Annotated in this window: 6 protein-coding genes; 4 read left to right on the top strand and 2 right to left on the bottom strand. The window is 34.2% G+C overall.

What is annotated here, in order from left to right; translation table 11 throughout:
• Positions 1–25: 25 nt before the first annotated feature.
• The 4 genes from uvrA (at position 26) to LPC20_RS09460 (ending at position 9,110) form a co-directional block, all read left to right on the top strand.
• Positions 26–2,857 carry an excinuclease ABC subunit UvrA gene (gene uvrA, locus LPC20_RS09445; RefSeq protein ID WP_229324784.1) on the top strand — a complete coding sequence of 944 codons (2,832 nt, stop codon included), beginning with the start codon at positions 26–28 and terminating at the stop codon, positions 2,855–2,857.
• A gap of 58 nt (positions 2,858–2,915) precedes the next feature.
• A complete protein-coding gene (locus LPC20_RS09450; RefSeq protein ID WP_229324786.1) occupies positions 2,916–3,644 on the top strand; it encodes an LOG family protein in 729 nt (242 codons plus the stop codon).
• Between the two features lie 67 nt (positions 3,645–3,711).
• Positions 3,712–6,540: a gluzincin family metallopeptidase gene (locus tag LPC20_RS09455; protein ID WP_229324788.1), complete on the top strand. Its 2,829-nt coding sequence runs from the start codon at positions 3,712–3,714 to the stop codon at positions 6,538–6,540.
• Between the two features lie 161 nt (positions 6,541–6,701).
• On the top strand, positions 6,702–9,110 hold the full coding sequence (locus LPC20_RS09460) for an alpha-ketoacid dehydrogenase subunit alpha/beta (protein WP_229324790.1): 2,409 nt from the start codon (positions 6,702–6,704) through the stop codon (positions 9,108–9,110).
• 59 nt (positions 9,111–9,169) lie between these two features.
• Here the strand turns inward: LPC20_RS09460 and LPC20_RS09465 are convergent, their stop codons facing one another.
• Positions 9,170–10,180 carry a type IX secretion system membrane protein PorP/SprF gene (locus LPC20_RS09465; protein ID WP_229324792.1) on the bottom strand — a complete coding sequence of 337 codons (1,011 nt, stop codon included), beginning with the start codon at positions 10,178–10,180 and terminating at the stop codon, positions 9,170–9,172.
• A 6-nt stretch (positions 10,181–10,186) separates the two neighbouring features.
• Complete coding sequence (locus tag LPC20_RS09470; protein WP_229324794.1) at positions 10,187–19,888, bottom strand: PKD-like domain-containing protein; 9,702 nt, start codon at positions 19,886–19,888, stop codon at positions 10,187–10,189.
• Positions 19,889–19,897 lie beyond the last annotated feature (9 nt).

Below are 19,897 nucleotides of genomic sequence, written 5' to 3' on the forward strand. Positions count from 1 at the left end.
GTAACTTTGTTTTTTTGCAAAAATTATGGTAGAAACTGAGAATACAATTGACGTTCAAGGCGCGCGCGTTCACAACCTAAAAAACATCGATATTTCAATTCCGCGTGAACAATTAGTGGTGATCACTGGGCTTTCGGGTTCTGGAAAATCATCCTTGGCTTTTGATACCATTTATGCCGAAGGTCAACGTCGTTATGTCGAAACCTTCTCGGCCTATGCACGACAGTTTTTAGGCGGATTAGAACGTCCAGATGTAGATAAAATTGATGGACTTTCACCCGTAATTGCCATTGAGCAAAAAACAACTAGTAAAAGTCCTCGCTCAACTGTGGGGACAATTACTGAAATCTATGATTTTTTACGTTTGTTGTATGCCCGTGGTGCTGATGCCTATAGTTACAATACGGGAGAAAAAATGGTTTCGTACTCTGATGAGCAAATCAAAGAGTTGATAATTCAAGATTTTACAGGTAAACGAATCAATATTTTAGCACCAATTATCCGAGCTAGAAAAGGACATTATGCTGAGCTTTTCCAACAAATCACCAAGCAAGGTTTTTTAAAAGTGCGTGTGAATGGTGAAATTCAAGATTTGGTTAGTGGCATGAAATTAGATCGTTATAAAACCCATGACATTGAAATTGTAGTCGATAGACTCCTAGTCGACAACAGCGAAGACAATCAGAAAAGATTGTCAGAAAGCATTAACACGGCGATGCATCATGGTGAAAATGTATTAATGGTTTTAGATCAAGATTCCAACGAAGTACGCTATTTTAGTAGGAATTTAATGTGTCCAACTACCGGGATTTCGTATCAAAATCCAGAACCTAATTTATTTTCTTTCAATTCACCAAAAGGCGCTTGTGCGAATTGTAACGGATTGGGAACAGTGAATGAAATCAATCGTAAAAAAATTATTCCGAATCCTAAATTATCCATTAAAAACGGAGGATTTGCTCCTTTGGGAGAATACAAATCATCTTGGATTTTTAAGCAATTGGAAATTATAGGTGAGAAATATGGTTTCAAGTTAACCGATGCGGTAGAAACCATTTCGGAAGAAGCCATGGAAATGATTTTGAACGGCGGAAAAGAAAAATTTACCATCAATTCAAAAGATTTAGGTGTAACCAGAGAATACAAAATAGACTTTGAGGGTATTGCTCATTTTATCAAAAACCAACACGACGAAAGTGGTTCGGCTACAATTAAACGCTGGGCTAAAGAATTTATGGACGAAGTAAAATGTCCTGAATGTGAGGGTTCACGATTGAAAAAAGAAGCATTGTTTTTTAAAGTAAACGATAAAAATATTGCCGAATTAAGCGATTTAGATATTTCAGATTTGACCAAATGGTTCCAAGAATTAGAAAGTCAGTTAACTGACAAACAAAAAAAGATTGCTTCTGAAGTCATCAAAGAAATCAAAGACCGATTGGATTTCTTAATGAATGTGGGATTGAATTATTTGGCATTAAGCCGAAGTTCAAAATCCCTTTCGGGTGGTGAAGCACAACGCATTCGACTAGCTACTCAAATTGGTTCACAGTTAGTTGGCGTGTTGTATATTTTGGACGAACCAAGTATTGGTTTACACCAAAGAGACAACGAGAAATTGATTCATTCTTTGGAACAATTACGAGATATTGGCAATTCAGTCATAGTGGTAGAACACGATAAAGACATGATTGAACGTGCCGATTATGTGATTGATATTGGTCCAAGAGCTGGAAAATATGGTGGTGAAATCATCAGTCAAGGAACGCCTGCTGAGATTTTAAAAAGCAATACGATTACCGCTCAATTTATGAATGGCGATATGAAAATCGAAGTTCCTAAAAAGCGTCGCGAAGGCAATGGTAAATTCTTAAAACTAACAGGCGCCACAGGAAACAATTTAAAAAATGTTTCCATCGAATTGCCTTTAGGACAACTAATTTGCGTGACGGGAGTTTCAGGTAGTGGAAAATCTACTTTGATTAACGAGACCCTCTACCCTATTTTAAACGCCTACTATTTCAACGGAGTTAAAAAACCACAACCTTACACAAAAATTGAAGGTTTAGAAAACATTGACAAGGTTATTGATATTGATCAAAGTCCAATTGGGCGTACGCCAAGGTCGAATCCAGCTACATATACTGAAGTATTTTCTGAGATTCGAAATTTATTTACGATGACTTCTGAAAGTATGATTCGCGGTTATAAAGCTGGTCGTTTTAGTTTTAACGTAAATGGCGGTCGTTGTGAAACTTGTGAAGGTTCGGGGGTACGAACTATTGAAATGAACTTTTTACCCGATGTTTATGTAGAATGCGAAACTTGTCAAGGAAAACGTTTTAACAGAGAAACTTTGGAGATTCGATATAAAGGAAAGTCCATTTCGGATGTATTGAATATGACAGTGGATGAAGCTGTTCCTTTCTTTGAAAACATTCCGAAAATTTACCGAAAAGTAAAAACCATTCAGGAAGTAGGATTGGGTTATATCACTTTAGGACAACAAAGCACAACACTCTCGGGAGGCGAAGCACAACGTATCAAACTAGCTGGCGAATTGTCGAAAAAAGACACAGGAAATACTTTCTATATTTTAGACGAGCCTACTACTGGATTGCATTTTGAAGACATTCGGGTTTTGATGGGCGTAATTAATAAATTGGTAGACAAAGGCAATACCATTTTAATTATTGAACACAATATGGATGTGATTAAACTAGCCGATTACATTATTGATATTGGCCCAGAAGGTGGAAAAGGTGGTGGACAACTAGTTGCAAAAGGAACTCCCGAAGAAATAATTAAAAATAAAAAAAGTTACACTGCGCAATTTTTGAAAAAAGAATTAGTTTAGTATTGTAAATCCAGAAGTGGAAAAAAGTATTCAGTAAAAGAAATAAATAGTACGAAATATGAAATTACAAGATTTTGAAAACGACGAGGAAAAGGTAATCCAAGATAAATTGAAACAAAAAACATGGAATGAAATACGAACCAATGATAGTTGGGGTATTTTTAAAATCATGTCTGAATTTGTTAATGGTTATGAATCTATGGGACGAATCGGGCCTTGTGTGAGTATTTTTGGTTCAGCTAGGATTAAACCTGAAGATCACTATTATTTATTAGCTGAAAAAATTGCTTATAAAATCAGTAAAGCCGGTTATGGAGTAATTACTGGTGGTGGTCCTGGAATTATGGAAGCTGGAAATAAAGGAGCTCATTTAGGTGGTGGAACTTCTGTAGGATTGAATATTGAATTACCATTTGAACAGCACCACAATCCTTATATTGACAGAGATAAAAATTTGAACTTTGATTATTTCTTTGTTCGAAAAGTAATGTTTGTAAAATATTCCCAAGGATTTGTAGTAATGCCAGGGGGGTTCGGAACATTAGACGAACTTTTTGAAGCAATTACATTAATACAAACTAAAAAAATAGGTCGTTTCCCAATAATTCTTGTTGGTAAATCATTTTGGTCTGGATTGGTGGATTGGATAACAACTACATTAATAGAACAAGAAAAAACTGTAAGTGATTCCGATTTAAATTTAATCAAGATTGTTGATACGGAAGACGAAGTTCTTGCTGTTTTAGACTCTTTTTATAAAAAATATGATTTAAGTCCTAATTTTTAAAATTAGGTTCCCATTTTATTGATTTTGTTAGACAATATAACGTATCTTGTAGGTAAATCTTTTTGTTTTGAAATCATTGTACAAAATAGTTCTTTATTATTTAATAGTATTTAGTTCTATTGGAACTCTAGCGCAACATCAATCTAAAATAATTGTTGAACTAGTTCCTGCAACGCACACACTGCGAATTCAACAAGAAATCACTTTTACTAATCAATCCAATGATACATTAAGTTCGATTGTTTTAAACGATTGGAATCACGCTTATTCTGATAAAAACACTCCCTTAGCGCAACGATTCTCTGATGAATTTTATAGAGGATTCCATTTGGCAAAGGATTCTGAACGTGGAGGAACTTCTAATTTAACGATTTTAAATTTCGAGAAATTATTTCTTTCTTGGAATAGAAGTACAGAAAACCCAGATTTAATTACTGTCGATTTACGGGATAAATTAATGCCAAATCAATCCGTAACACTTTACCTTACCTATTTCTCTAAAATTCCGAGTAATCAGTTTACCAAATATGGATATGCTTCTAATGGAAATTTGAATCTCAAAAATTGGTATGTAACCCCTGCTCGATATGAAAACAGCGCGTTTGTTAAATACAGTAATTGCAACTTAGACGATAGCGCTAATGGAACAGTAGATTTCTTTATTCAATTCAAAATACCTAAAGAAGCTGTTTTAACCACTGACCTAGTTGTAACTAATCAAATCGAAGATAAAGCACAAATTAATTATCATTTAGAAGGAAAAAGTAGAACTGATTTTAATTTATTTATTGAATCAAAATCCAATTTCATAAGCTATCAAAACGATAAAAATGAAGTGATTACAGATATCAATTCTGCTAAATTAGATGCTATTCAAAAAATATTAATTATAAATAGAATTGCTCATTTTGTTGATGAAATTATAGGAGCATATCCTCATCCAAAAATATTGGTAACTCAAACCAATTATGACCGAAATCCTTTTTATGGACTGAATCAATTGCCTCAATTTTTAAATCCCTTTGAGGATGATTTTTTGTTTGAAATAAAATTTCTAAAAACCTATGTTGAGACCTATTTAAAAACCAGTTTGCGTTTAGATCCTAGAAAAGACAATTGGATTTATGATGCCATCCAAATGGATTTGATGATCAAATATATTGAACAGTTTCATCCAACTACGACTATGTTGGGAAAGGCATCTCAATTTAAATTATTGAAAAATTACAATCTAGCAACACTAAAATTCAACCAACAGTACAGCTATTTTTATATGTTAATGGCTAGAAAGAATTTAGATCAATCGTTAAGTAGTTCAAAGACTGAATTGATAAAGTTTAACGAACAAATTGCTAGTAAATACAGAGCTGGTTTAAGTATCAACTTCTTAGACAAATACTTGCAAAACGGAATTGTTAAGAAAAGTATTCAAGAATTTTATACTCTAAACAAGTCGCAACAAACTTCAAGCAAAGATTTTGAAAGTATTTTAAAATCGAATGCTACCAAAAATATTAACTGGTTTTTTAGTACGATTGTACACTCAAGAGAATTAATTGACTACAAGTTTGCTAAAGTTTCCAAAACAAAAGATAGTATTACTTTTTCTATCAAAAATAAAACAGATTTACCCATTCCTATTCCAATTTATGGAGTGAAGAAAAAAGAAATTGTTTTCAAAGATTGGCTTGATTTGAAAGAATGTGATAGCACTTTTACAATTAAAAGAAATCAAGCTGACCGAATTATACTCAACTATAATAATGAAGTTCCTGAAATTAATTTACGTAATAATTGGAAAAAATTAGAGGGCTTTTTTCCAAATAATCGACCAATAAAATTCGTTTTTATGAAGGATTTAGAAGATCCCTACTTTAATCAGATACTCTACATTCCTACAGTAACCTATAACCTTTATGATGGCGTTTCACCAGGAATTAGATTACACAATAAAACCATTTTAGACAAGCCAATAACCTTTGATATAAATCCTGCTTTTTCTTCAAAAACAAATAATTTAATAGGTAGTGGCGCTTTAATCATGAATGAAAATTACAGGAATAGTAGTTTATATACTATTCGCTATGCATTATCTGGATCGTATTTTCATTATGCTCCTAATGCCTCGTACTCAAAAATAACTCCATCAGTTGAATTTAGAATTAGAGAAGCCGATTTGAGGGATAATAGAAAGCAAAGCTTTATGGCTCGTCAGGTGATGGTCAATAGAGAACAAAGTGAAATAAATAGTTCCGATTTAACCGAAAACTATTCCATTTTCAATTTTAGATATTCCAATTCAAAAACAGAAGTAACTCATCATTTTAGCAGTTTAACTGATGTTCAGTTCGCCAGAAACTTTGGCAAGATTGCTAGTGAAATTGAGTATAGAAAGTTATTTGAAAATAATAGGCAAATTAACATTCGTTTTTATACTGGAGTATTCTTATTCAATACAACTAATTCCGATTTTTTTAGTTTTGGATTGGATAGACCTACGGATTACTTATTTGATTATGGCTTTTATGGAAGGTCAGAAAGTAGTGGTTTTTTTAGTCAACAATACATTCAAAGTGAAGGAGGTTTTAAATCAAAATTAAATCAATCTTTTTCAAATCAATGGATATCTACCATAAATGGCAGCTTTAATATTTGGAATTGGATAGAACTATATGGAGATATCGGTTATCTAAAAAATAGACATTCAAAAGGTCAGTTTTTATATGATAGTGGATTGCGATTGAATTTAGTAACAGACTATTTTGAAGTGTATTTCCCATTGTACTCTAGTAATGGTTTCGAACCACTTCAAAACAGTTACAATGAAAAAATACGTTTTGTTTTAACATTATCTCCAGCTACCCTAATTAATTTATTTAACAGGAAATGGTTTTAAATTACATAATTATTTAACAAATAGTCATTTTAAAGATAATTATTCAACAAAAATTGCTTTTTTTACCTAAAAATTATTGAAAATAAAATTTTAATCCAATTGCTGTGTTGAAAATAGTTAGTTTTTACTTAAATTTGTAGAATATGTTAGCTCATTAAATCATGGTAAAAGAAGAAACAAAAACCACGTTAACTTTTGAAGACTTTAAAACTGAGGTTTTAAGTGATTACAAATTAGCAGTTGTTAGTAGAGAATGCAGCCTTTTAGGACGTAAAGAAGTACTAACTGGTAAAGCTAAGTTTGGTATTTTCGGAGATGGAAAAGAAGTGCCTCAACTTGCTATGGCTAAATTTTTCAAAGATGGTGATTTTAGATCCGGTTATTATCGAGATCAAACTTTCATGATGGCTATTGGTAAGTTAACCATTCAAGAGTTTTTTGCTGGCCTTTACGGACATACGGATATTGATTCTGATCCAATGTCAGCAGGAAGACAAATGGGAGGACATTTTATGACCCACAGTTTGAATTCAGATGGTTCATGGAAAGACCTAACAAAACAAAAAAATTCCAGTTCAGATATTTCTCCGACTGCTGCTCAAATGCCAAGACTACTTGGATTGGCCTATGCGTCAAAAATTTACAAACAAGTCCCAGGAATTAAAATTGCCTCTAATTTTTCTAATGAAGGTAACGAAGTGGCATGGGGTACTATAGGAAACGCAAGCACTTCAGAAGGTATTTTCTTTGAAACAATTAATGCTGCAGGAGTTTTACAAGTTCCTATGATTATGAGTGTTTGGGATGATGAATATGGGATTTCTGTTCATGCAAAATACCAAACTACTAAAGAGAATATTTCTGAAATCTTGAAAGGATATCAGAGAGATAATGAGAATAAAGGATATGAAATATTCAATGTCAAAGGATGGGATTATGCTGATTTAATTGCTACTTATGAAAAAGCAGCAAAAATTGCCCGTGAAGAACATGTACCTGTTTTAGTTCATGTTTCTCAGTTGACGCAGCCTCAAGGACATTCTAGTTCAGGATCACATGAAAGATATAAAAGCACTGAAAGATTAGCCTGGGAAAGAGAGTTTGATTGCATTAGACAAATGAGACTTTGGATGATTGCTATTAATATTGCTTCACCAGAAGAATTAGATGTGATTGAAATAGAGGCTAAAAAACAAGTTTTGGAAGGCAAAAAAGAGGCTTGGAAAAATTTTATTGGCCCAATTATTAATGAACAAAAAGAATTTATAGATTTAGTAGAAAAAGTTACGTTTAACAGTTCCAATAAAGTAAAAATCAACCAACTTTTAAATTCGCTTAGAGGAATTAAAGATCCATTAAAAAAAGAAATATTAGGTACTGCTAGAAAAATTCTTCGTTTGGTTGTTAATGAAAGTGGAAAACAAGAAATTTCAGAATGGATTACCAACTACCTTAACAAAACTCAAAAGAAATTTAGCAGTAATTTATTTTCTGAATCGAATTCTAACGTATTAAACATACCAAGTAGTGCGCCTCGCTATTCTGAAAAAAGTGATTTAGATACCGATGGCAGAGTTATCTTAAGAGATAATTTCGACGCCTTATTTACCAAATACCCTGAAGCGCTTGTTTTTGGGGAAGATGCGGGAAATATTGGCGATGTGAATCAAGGTTTAGAAGGAATGCAAGAAAAATATGGTGAGCTTCGAGTATCGGATGCAGGAATTAGAGAAGCTACTATTATTGGACAAGGTATTGGTTTGGCTTTAAGAGGACTTCGTCCTATTGCTGAAATCCAATATTTAGATTATTTACTTTATGGCTTGCAAATTTTAAGTGACGATTTGGCTACTTTACAATACCGAACTAGTGGAAAACAAAAAGCTCCATTAATTATTCGTACCCGAGGACATCGTTTAGAAGGAATTTGGCATTCTGGATCGCCAATGGGAATGATCATTAATGCTTTGAGAGGAATACATGTTTTGGTTCCAAGAAATATGACGCAAGCTGCTGGTTTTTACAATACTTTATTTGAAGCAGATGAACCTGCTTTAGTTATCGAATGTTTGAATGGGTACCGTTTAAAAGAAAAAGCACCTCTAAATTATGGAGAATTCAAAACACCAATTGGAATTGTAGAAACACTAAGAGAAGGAAAAGACATTACTTTAGTTTCTTACGGTTCTACTTTACGTTTAGTGGAACAAGCTGCAAATGAGTTGAGTGAATTCGGAATTGAGTGTGAAGTGATTGATATCCAATCGCTACTTCCTTTTGACATTAATAAAGACATTGTCAAAAGTTTGGCAAAAACAAATCGCTTACTTGTAATTGATGAAGATGTTCCGGGCGGCGCTTCAGCTTATATATTACAACAAATACTAGAAGAACAAAATGCGTATGAATATTTAGACAGCAAACCGCAAACTTTAACCTCTAAAGCTCATCGTCCAGCTTATGGCACCGATGGAGATTATTTCTCAAAGCCTTCAGTTGAAGATATATTTGAAAAAGTTTACGCTATGATGGGAGAAGTTAAACCAAATCAATTTCCAGATTTGTATTAATACAATTAAAAAAGGCTACCTGTTGGTAGCCTTTTTTAATACAATCAACTTGAATAAATTTATTGCATATCGTAGAAACGGCTATTGTTACCTCTTCTATTTTTCTTGAATGGATTAAAATCAAAAGTTACGTACAGTTCGAAAGTATTATAGGTAGTCCCTCCTATTTTTTTAGTTCCAATATCAAAGGAGTAATTAGCCCCAATCTCAATTTCTTCAATAAAGATACTCAAAGAAGTTCCTAATTGTCCAATCGAAAAAGATTCGAACTTATTCAAGTGCTGATTTATTCCCACCGAAATATTACCTAAAATTAATTCTTGATACAAATCCATTCGCAATCTATCCCCTTGTTTTGTTATCGAATTAAACAAATACAAATAGGAATTCTCAGGTAAAAATAAACTTTGCCCGTATGGATTGATATCTTTTTCAAATCCTGATTGAAATGACATAGATAATTCTCTCTTGTTACTGGATTCACTATTAAATGAAGTTTCAGGTCTATTGATATGCTTTAGATTTAATCCAAAGAATAAGTTACGATTATTATGAACGGTAGCTCCTGCTCCAATATCCATATAATTAATTCTATTATCAATAGTTACCGGATCTCTAGAAACCCCAGCTATGAAACCAGTCAAAACATTAATTTGATCTTCAAACACGAGTGAAGAAAAATCCAATCTGCTATTACCATAACCCACAGACACAGAAGGATTAAATGTCCAATCATACGATAATTGTGTTTTATAAATATAGTGCAAATTTGCTTGAGCTGTTGAAAAACCTAGCTGCGTTATTTTTGTAGATTGTACATCCAAGGCTAAAGAAAAATCACTCCTATCAAAATAATGATTGGCAAAGCCAAAACGAGACTCAATTTTATTGCCATCATTATAACCCTCGGTTCCATAAACAACTCCTGCCTTTGAAGATTCTCCAAAACCATAAAAACTCGGATTAATCATACCCATTACTTTATTTTGGTTTTTCACCAAAAAGTCTTGAGCAAAAATCGACTGACAACAAGTTAAAACAAAACAGATATATAAAAATTTAGTTTTCATCTATAATTATTTAATTAAAATAAACTGACCCTCTTTTTCAATAATTAAATCATTGATAGTTTTAGCCATGATGTAATAACGATAGGTTCCATTAACAGGTTCCGACTTGCCATTCTCGAGACCATTCCAACCCCAATCGGTTGGAAGTGAAGCGGTATCGGAAGTAATCTCATAAATTAGATTACCCCAATGATCATAAATATTTACATTCACTTCTTTTAATCCTAACAATGAAGGTCTAAACAAATCGTTAATTCCATCATTGTTTGGTGAGAAGGCAGTTGGAGCCATTATACTAGCACCTTGCCCCACGGTAATTACTTCTGTTATTGATTTAGAACAACCAAATTGATTATAGGCTATCAATGTTACAGTGTACAGTCCATCCTTTGCATAAGAATGAAATACAGTCGTCAAACTCTCTCCATCACTATTTGGGTTAATATCCTCAGGGTTATAAAACACCTTCAACGGACTATTGTCTCCAAAATCCCAAACTAAGTAATCGTACTCTGGAGGAATAGTAGTGGCTGTTAAACCATTAGTAAACTTAATGCTTTCATTAACAGAAACATTTCCATAAGTAGTTAAATTCAATGAAGTAAAACTTAAGCTAGGATTAATTACAGTTGTATTTAATGTAATTGTATCCCAACAGTTTTCATTATTTGTAACTTTAATATTACCTGTAGGAGAAGTAGGATTACTAATAGATAATTCATAAAGTTTATTTCCAATTTTTGTAAAAGGAACTACTACATTATTATAAAAAAATGTAAGATTTGGATCCAAAGTAGAAAGTGAAACTCTTACCTTACCACCAGAGGTAGAGCATAGTTTATTATCTAAATTTACAGAATCAATTTTCAGTGATCCATAATCATAAATGGTGAATTGAAAAGGTTCTGTGGTACAAGAATTACTATCTGTAACTGCAATCCTATACAAACCTGCTTTAAGATTACAAACGTTGAAATAATTATTTGAAGGATTCGGTACTGATGTCCACATTTGTAATGAAGGGTCTAAAAACTGTAAAACGAAATTAGTATAAATACCCGTTCCACCCGTATAATTTAGGTTTGCACAACCTAAAGAACCGTTACAACTAATATTTGTAGTAGAAACAAGTGAGATATTTATTGGCGATGCAGGTAATATTGTGTATTTTTTTGAGGGGATTAAGCAACCTATTGCATCTCTTCCTGTTAAAGTATATTCCCCTGCTTGAAGTCCAGTTATATTCAATCTATTTTGTTGAAAATTATTAGGTCCAGTCCATTGAACCGAATATGAGCCCGACAAAGGCACACCTCCAATAATCGTAACTGCAATTTCTCCATCATTAACTTTACTACAACTAACATTTTTAACAGACTCGCTTGAAATAAACATTGGAATTGAAACTTTAAGAACTCCAGTTTTTATAATACTACATGGCAAGGAAGTAATTGTATAATTAAATATTCCTGTTTGTATTGGAGTACCACTAATAACTAGCTTACTTATAGCTGAATCATATACAAAATTGACTCCTGAAGGCAAACCCAAAACTTGTACTGAAGTTGCACCAACAATAGTATACTGAATTGGTACTATTGGAGAATTAAAATTAGTCTGACATAAAGTTTGTTGATCTGTTCCAGAGGCTGACAATAAATCAATTGATACGGCAGTATTAACGTTTGAAATTGTAATTATCTCCGTTTTGGTACATCCTGTTGTTGTTATTGGGATTGTAAATGTACCATTGGCGGTTGGATTACCTTGTATGGTGTAAACCAAAGTTAGTGGATCTTGAGAAATAGTTAAACCAGCTGGTAAAACAGGTGTAATAATTCCAGTGGCGCCACCACCGACACTGAATCGAATAGGTATAATTGGACCATTTAAACAAACTGCTTGATTTAATGTTGCTGTTGGACTTATAAAATCCAATATCACTGCCGGTTTTATATCAAAACTGATAGTTGTACTAGCAGGTGAACCACAACTACCTTGTGTCGTTATCACATAGTTTTGTGCTAAACTTGTTGCTACAGTTGGTGTTCCAGAAATTGAAACTAATCCATTAACTTCATCTACAGTTGCTACTATTCCTAAAGGCAATACTGGATTTATTAACACACCTGTTGTTCCTTTAGCAATTGAATAAACGATTGGATCTATCTCGGTGTTGATACAAGCGATTTGATTAACTGTTCCAGACAATTTAGCAATCGATTGTAATGGATTCACTACAATAATTCCTGACAAACTATTACTACAGTTTGAAGTAGATGTGATTGTAAATGGAAAAGAACCACTCTCAGTTGGAGTACCTGTGATTATTCCTGTTGATGATGTAAAATCAACACCCGCAGGCAATTTACCAGTCAATTTCAACTCTTCTGTTGAAGGTGATATAGCATATTTAATAGGGGTAACAAATGAAGACCCCATGCACAATGTTGTGTTTGGATTTCCTGAAACTAAACTAACCATTGCGTTTTGATAGATAGTAACAGGTAATGAAAATGCTATACCTTCTCCACACGAATTTAATCCTTTGACAACAACATTACCCGATGCAACTCCGCTACCAAAATTAACTTTGATAACATTTGTATTTAAACCATCTGTGATAACTGCGCCTGTTGGCAACGTCCAGTCATATGTAGTTGCATTTGGTATTACAGGAACTCTAAACTCTTGATTTAATGACCCTGAACAAATTATTGTTGGACCTGTAATTGTTCCAGCTGCCGATGGTGAAGGTTGAACTAAAACCCTTAACTCCGATGTCTTACTACAACCACCACTTGTAGCCGTAAGTTGATAAACAACCTCAATTGGTGAAGATGTAGTATTAGTTAAGGTTTCTGTTAATGAACTCACTGAAGCTACTACTGGAGGTGTAAAAGGAGTAATTCCTACAACAGCAACTCTTGTCCAATTAAATGTTGTTACTGGCAAACTAAAACTTGGTATATAACTATATACATTTCCTGAACAAGCAACTTGATCTAAAGTAGGCTCGATTAAGTTAGGCGTTGGTTTAACTGTAACCGTGACTTGTTGTGTCGATATACATCCTTGTTCATTTTCTAATTCATACTCATAAACAACATTTATCGGAAGACCAGTTGTGTTGATTAATGTCTCAACTATTACTCCTGTACCTGTAGCACTTGGATTGGAAATACCTATCATTGTAGCTCTACTCCATCTAAAAGCTGTACTGCTATCCGAACTAATTGGGGTGTAGGTAAATTCAGAACCTGAACAAATATTAGCCGTTTGTGGACTACTCAATGTAGGTAATGGAACTATTGTAATTGGTAATGTAGTACTTATACCTTCTCCACACGAATTTAATCCTTTGACAACAACATTACCCGATGCAACTCCGCTACCAAAATTAACTTTGATAACATTTGTATTTAAACCATCTGTGATAACTGCGCCTGTTGGCAACGTCCAGTCATATGTAGTTGCATTTGGTATTACAGGAACTCTAAACTCTTGATTTAATGACCCTGAACAAATTATTGTTGGACCTGTAATTGTTCCAGCTGCCGATGGTGAAGGTTGAACTAAAACCCTTAACTCCGATGTCTTACTACAACCACCACTTGTAGCCGTAAGTTGATAAACAACCTCAATTGGTGAAGATGTAGTATTAGTTAAGGTTTCTGTTAATGAACTCACTGAAGCTACTACTGGAGGTGTAAAAGGAGTAATTCCTACAACAGCAACTCTTGTCCAATTAAATGTTGTTACTGGCAAACTAAAACTTGGTATATAACTATATACATTTCCTGAACAAGCAACTTGATCTAAAGTAGGCTCGATTAAGTTAGGCGTTGGTTTAACTGTAACCGTGACTTGTTGTGTCGATATACATCCTTGTTCATTTTCTAATTCATACTCATAAACAACATTTATCGGAAGACCAGTTGTGTTGATTAATGTCTCAACTATTACTCCTGTACCTGTAGCACTTGGATTGGAAATACCTATCATTGTAGCTCTACTCCATCTAAAAGCTGTACTGCTATCCGAACTAATTGGGGTGTAGGTAAATTCAGAACCTGAACAAATATTAGCCGTTTGTGGACTACTCAATGTAGGTAATGGAACTATTGTAATTGGTAATGTAGTACTTATACCTTCTCCACACGAATTTAATCCTTTGACAACAACATTACCCGATGCAACTCCGCTACCAAAATTAACTTTGATAACATTTGTATTTAAACCATCTGTGATAACTGCGCCTGTTGGCAACGTCCAGTCATATGTAGTTGCATTTGGTATTACAGGAACTCTAAACTCTTGATTTAATGACCCTGAACAAATTATTGTTGGACCTGTAATTGTTCCAGCTGCCGATGGTGAAGGTTGAACTAAAACCCTTAACTCCGATGTCTTACTACAACCACCACTTGTAGCCGTAAGTTGATAAACAACCTCAATTGGTGAAGATGTAGTATTAGTTAAGGTTTCTGTTAATGAACTCACTGAAGCTACTACTGGAGGTGTAAAAGGAGTAATTCCTACAACAGCAACTCTTGTCCAATTAAATGTTGTTACTGGCAAACTAAAACTTGGTATATAACTATATACATTTCCTGAACAAGCAACTTGATCTAAAGTAGGCTCGATTAAGTTAGGCGTTGGTTTAACTGTAACAATCAAATCTTGGATATTTTTACAACCTCCTGTTGTAAATATTGTAAACCTATAAAGTACATCAATCGGTAAATTAGTTGTATTCACTAATACTTCTTCGATATTTCCAGTAATATCTGTTGATTGTGGATTTGAAATACCATCAATCGCAGGCCTACTCCAAGTATATCTAGCATTTCCATCCGAACTATTCGGTGTATAAGCAAATAAAGAACCTGAACATATGCTAGCCGTTTTGGGACTACTTAATGTAGGCGGAGGAATTACCGTAATAGGATAACTATCCGAAATAGTGCTTCTCCCACATGTATTTATACCTTCAACTTTTAAAAAATAAGAAGTGGTCGTGGTTGGAAAATTTAGATTAATAGTATCCGAAGAGGTTGTAATTTCGTTACCATTAGGTAATGTCCATACATATCTAGAAGTATTTGTGCTGAAACTCGCTTTATATCTATTATTGCTGCTTCCTGCACAAACCATTTGATCTCCTTCAATTACGGGTATCCCGTCAGGTATTTTCTCTAATCTTACCGAAAAACTATCTGTTGCATCACAACCATTAACAGTATCATCAAGAACAAAGGAATAATCAGCAAAAACAGTTTTAGTAGTTGAAGTACTTGTAAGTGTTTCTGAAATTTCACTATTTATTCCTGAACTTGATGATTCTTGGATTTCATCTTTGGCAGCTCTGGTCCAAGAAATATTAACTCCTGGTATATTGGCTGTAGGATTATATGTAAATGTTACGGATTGGTTTGATGTTGTACAAAAAGAGGTTGTTGGAATGTTAATTAATTTAGGTGAAGGATTTACTTTTACCGTAAAACTCCTATTTGGACTTATACAACCCTCTGCTGTTGTTAACTTATAATTATAAACAACGTTTATAGGTGTAGTTCCATTATTATCTAACCTCTCATTAATAGTTGGTGTTATTCTTACAACTGTGCCTCTATTCCAACTGAATATAGATCCATCTATACTTGTAGTGGGCGTAAAATTAAATGTAGCACCTGAACATAATTCTACAGCACTCGGGATATTTAAAAGTAAATCATTCGGATTAACCGTAACTGTTACTATCTGAGTATTGGTACAACCATTTAATGTTAAAGTATATACATAAACAACCTCTATTGGCAAACTAGTAGTATTGACCAATGTCTCACTTATATTACCTGTAATTGATGTAGCTGATACATTGGAAATACCAGGTACAACCGCTCTAGACCAACTCATTGTAGAACTACTATTAGAACTTGTAGCTGTATATGCAAATGGACTTCCTGAACAAACCGTAGCAGTTAATGAACTGCTTAAAGCTGGTGGAGCAAGTACGGTTATAACTTCTGTCTTAGCAACTCCAACTCCACAGGAATTGACACCTGCAACGCTTAAATTACCCGAACTAGTTACTACTGAATAATCTACTATAAGTGAGGTGATATTGGTATCTGTAGTACTACCGTTAGGTAATGTCCATCGGTAAGAAGTAGCATTAGGAATAGCAGTTATATTATATGTCCTTTGAATACCAATACAAACTGTTTTGTCGCCTGTTATAGTAATCGGAGCTGATGGTAGTGGTGTAACATTAACGCGAACTGTTTCTGTAAATGTACATCCTGAGGGACTTGTTAAACTAAAAATATAATCTACTCCTACTGATGCATTTGTTGTATTGGTTAATACCTCAGATATCGAACCGGTTCCACTACTTGATAATTCCGATATACCAGCCTGTGCAGATCTACTCCAACTAAAGGTAGTACCCGATACAGTAAAATTTGGTGTATATTCAAAAGAAACTCCCGAACAAACAGTAGGTGGAGTCAATGTACTTGATAATTTTGATATAGGATTAACCGTAACCTTTATACTCTGAGTATTGATACAACCATTTAAACTTAAACTATAATCATAATAAACATCAATGGGAGCACTAGTGGTATTAGTTAATGTCTCATTTATATTACCATTGACAGATAATGTTGATAATGGGGCTGGACTTATTCCTGTTGCCGCTCTTCTGACCCATTTCAAAACTGAACTATTATCTGAACTCTGACCTATATATGTATTTGCTATTCCTGAACAAACAGTAGCGGTTAATGGACTACTCAAAACTGGTGGTGCCAATACCGTAATTGCCACTGCTGGAGAAGAAACACCTACTCCACACTCATTCAAACCTGCTACACTTAAGTTCCCTGAACTTGTCATAATAGCATAGTTAATACTAAGTGTCGTTGAATTTGTATCTGTAATACTTCCATCCGGTAAAGTCCATCTATAACCTGTAGCATTTGTTATAGCTGTAGTGCTATAATCAATTTCACTCCCTCTACAAACTGTACTAGCTCCATTGATAGAAACCGCAGATGATGGAACTGGTTTTACATCAACCGTAATTGTACCTGTTGAAACACAATTCGAAAGTGTCGTCAATGTATAGTTGTATATAACTCCGATTGATGCATCTGTTGTATTTCTTAGAACCTCAGATATCGAACCGGTTCCACTACTTGATAATTCCGATATACCCGTTTGTGCACCGCGTGTCCAACTGAAAGTTGTTCCTGTTACATTAGTTGATGGGGTATAACTAAATGTTGAACCTGAACAAACAGCCGCTGGTGTCAATGAACTCGTTAATTGAGATTTAGGATTAACTGTAACCTTTACACTCTGAGTATTAGTACAACCATTTAAAGTTAATGTGTAATCATAATAAACATCAATAGGTGCACTAGTGGTATTAGTTAATACCTCATTTATATTGCCATTGGCAGATAATGTGGATAATGGAGCTGGACTTATTCCTGTTGCCGCTCTTCTGACCCATTTCAAAACTGAACTATTATCTGAACTCTGACCTATATATGTATTTGCTATTCCTGAACAAACAGTAGCGGTTAATGGACTACTCAAAACTGGTGGTGCCAATACCGTAATTGCCACTGCTGGAGAAGAAACACCTACTCCACACTCATTCAAACCTGCTACACTTAAGTTCCCTGAACTTGTCATAATAGCATAGTTAATACTAAGTGTCGTTGAATTTGTATCTGTAATACTTCCATCCGGTAAAGTCCATCTATAACCTGTAGCATTTGTTATAGCTGTAGTGCTATAATCAATTTCACTCCCTCTACAAACTGTACTAGCTCCATTGATAGAAACCGCAGATGATGGAACTGGTTTTACATCAACCGTAATTGTACCTGTTGAAACACAATTCGAAAGTGTCGTCAATGTATAGTTGTATATAACTCCGATTGATGCATCTGTTGTATTTCTTAGAACCTCAGATATCGAACCGGTTCCACTACTTGATAATTCCGATATACCCGTTTGTGCACCGCGTGTCCAACTGAAAGTTGTTCCTGTTACATTAGTTGATGGGGTATAACTAAATGTTGAACCTGAACAAACAGCCGCTGGTGTCAATGAACTCGTTAATTGAGATTTAGGATTAACTGTAACCTTTACACTCTGAGTATTAGTACAACCATTTAAAGTTAATGTGTAATCATAATAAACATCAATAGGTGCACTAGTGGTATTAGTTAATACCTCATTTATATTGCCATTGGCAGATAATGTGGATAATGGAGCTGGACTTATTCCTGTTGCCGCTCTTCTGACCCATTTCAAAACTGAACTATTATCTGAACTCTGACCTATATATGTATTTGCTATTCCTGAACAAACAGTAGCGGTTAATGGACTACTCAAAACTGGTGGTGCCAATACCGTAATTGCCACTGCTGGAGAAGAAACACCTACTCCACACTCATTCAAACCTGCTACACTTAAGTTCCCTGAACTTGTCATAATAGCATAGTTAATACTAAGTGTCGTTGAATTTGTATCTGTAATACTTCCATCCGGTAAAGTCCATCTATAACCTGTAGCATTTGTTATAGCTGTAGTGCTATAATCAATTTCACTCCCTCTACAAACTGTACTAGCTCCATTGATAGAAACCGCAGATGATGGAACTGGTTTTACATCAACCGTAATTGTACCTGTTGAAACACAATTCGAAAGTGTCGTCAATGTATAGTTGTATATAACTCCGATTGATGCATCTGTTGTATTTCTTAGAACCTCAGATATCGAACCGGTTCCACTACTTGATAATTCCGATATACCCGTTTGTGCACCGCGTGTCCAACTGAAAGTTGTTCCTGTTACATTAGTTGATGGGGTATAACTAAATGTTGAACCTGAACAAACAGCCGCTGGTGTCAATGAACTCGTTAATTGAGATTTAGGATTAACTGTAACCTTTACACTCTGAGTATTAGTACAACCATTTAAAGTTAATGTGTAATCATAATAAACATCAATAGGTGCACTAGTGGTATTAGTTAATACCTCATTTATATTGCCATTGGCAGATAATGTAGATAATGGAGCTGGACTTATTCCTGTTGCCGCTCTTCTGACCCATTTCAAAACTGAACTATTATCTGAACTCTGACCTATATATGTATTTGCTATTCCTGAACAAACAGTAGCGGTTAATGGACTACTCAAAACTGGTGGTGATTTAACTATTAATGTAGCAGGATCTGATGTAATTGTGTTTGTAGAATCAATATCATCAGTGATAACACAAGTATAATTATCTGCATCACTAATTGAAATATTGGATAATGTTAATGAAGCTGTAGTTGCACCACTTATTCTGCCAACTGCATTAGTTATTGTTACACCATTTTTTTTCCATAAAAAAACTAAATTTCCCGATCCAGTTCCAGTTACTGTGACGGAAAAAGTCACATTATCTCCTGCACAGACAGATTGTGATTGGGGTTGAGCAGTAATATTAGGTACAGCTGAAACTTTTGCAATTTCAGACTTCAAAGTAAATCGAATTGAATTTGAAATTATATGATTAAAAGCACGATGAATGTTATCACTATTACTTAATTCGAACTTCTCGCTAGAAAAAGATAGAGTACTAACTAATAGACATAACGATATAAGAACAGACTGAAACTTGTGGGGTTTTTTCATACTATTTAG

Source organism: Flavobacterium ammonificans (assembly GCF_020886115.1).
Lineage (GTDB): Bacteria > Bacteroidota > Bacteroidia > Flavobacteriales > Flavobacteriaceae > Flavobacterium > Flavobacterium ammonificans.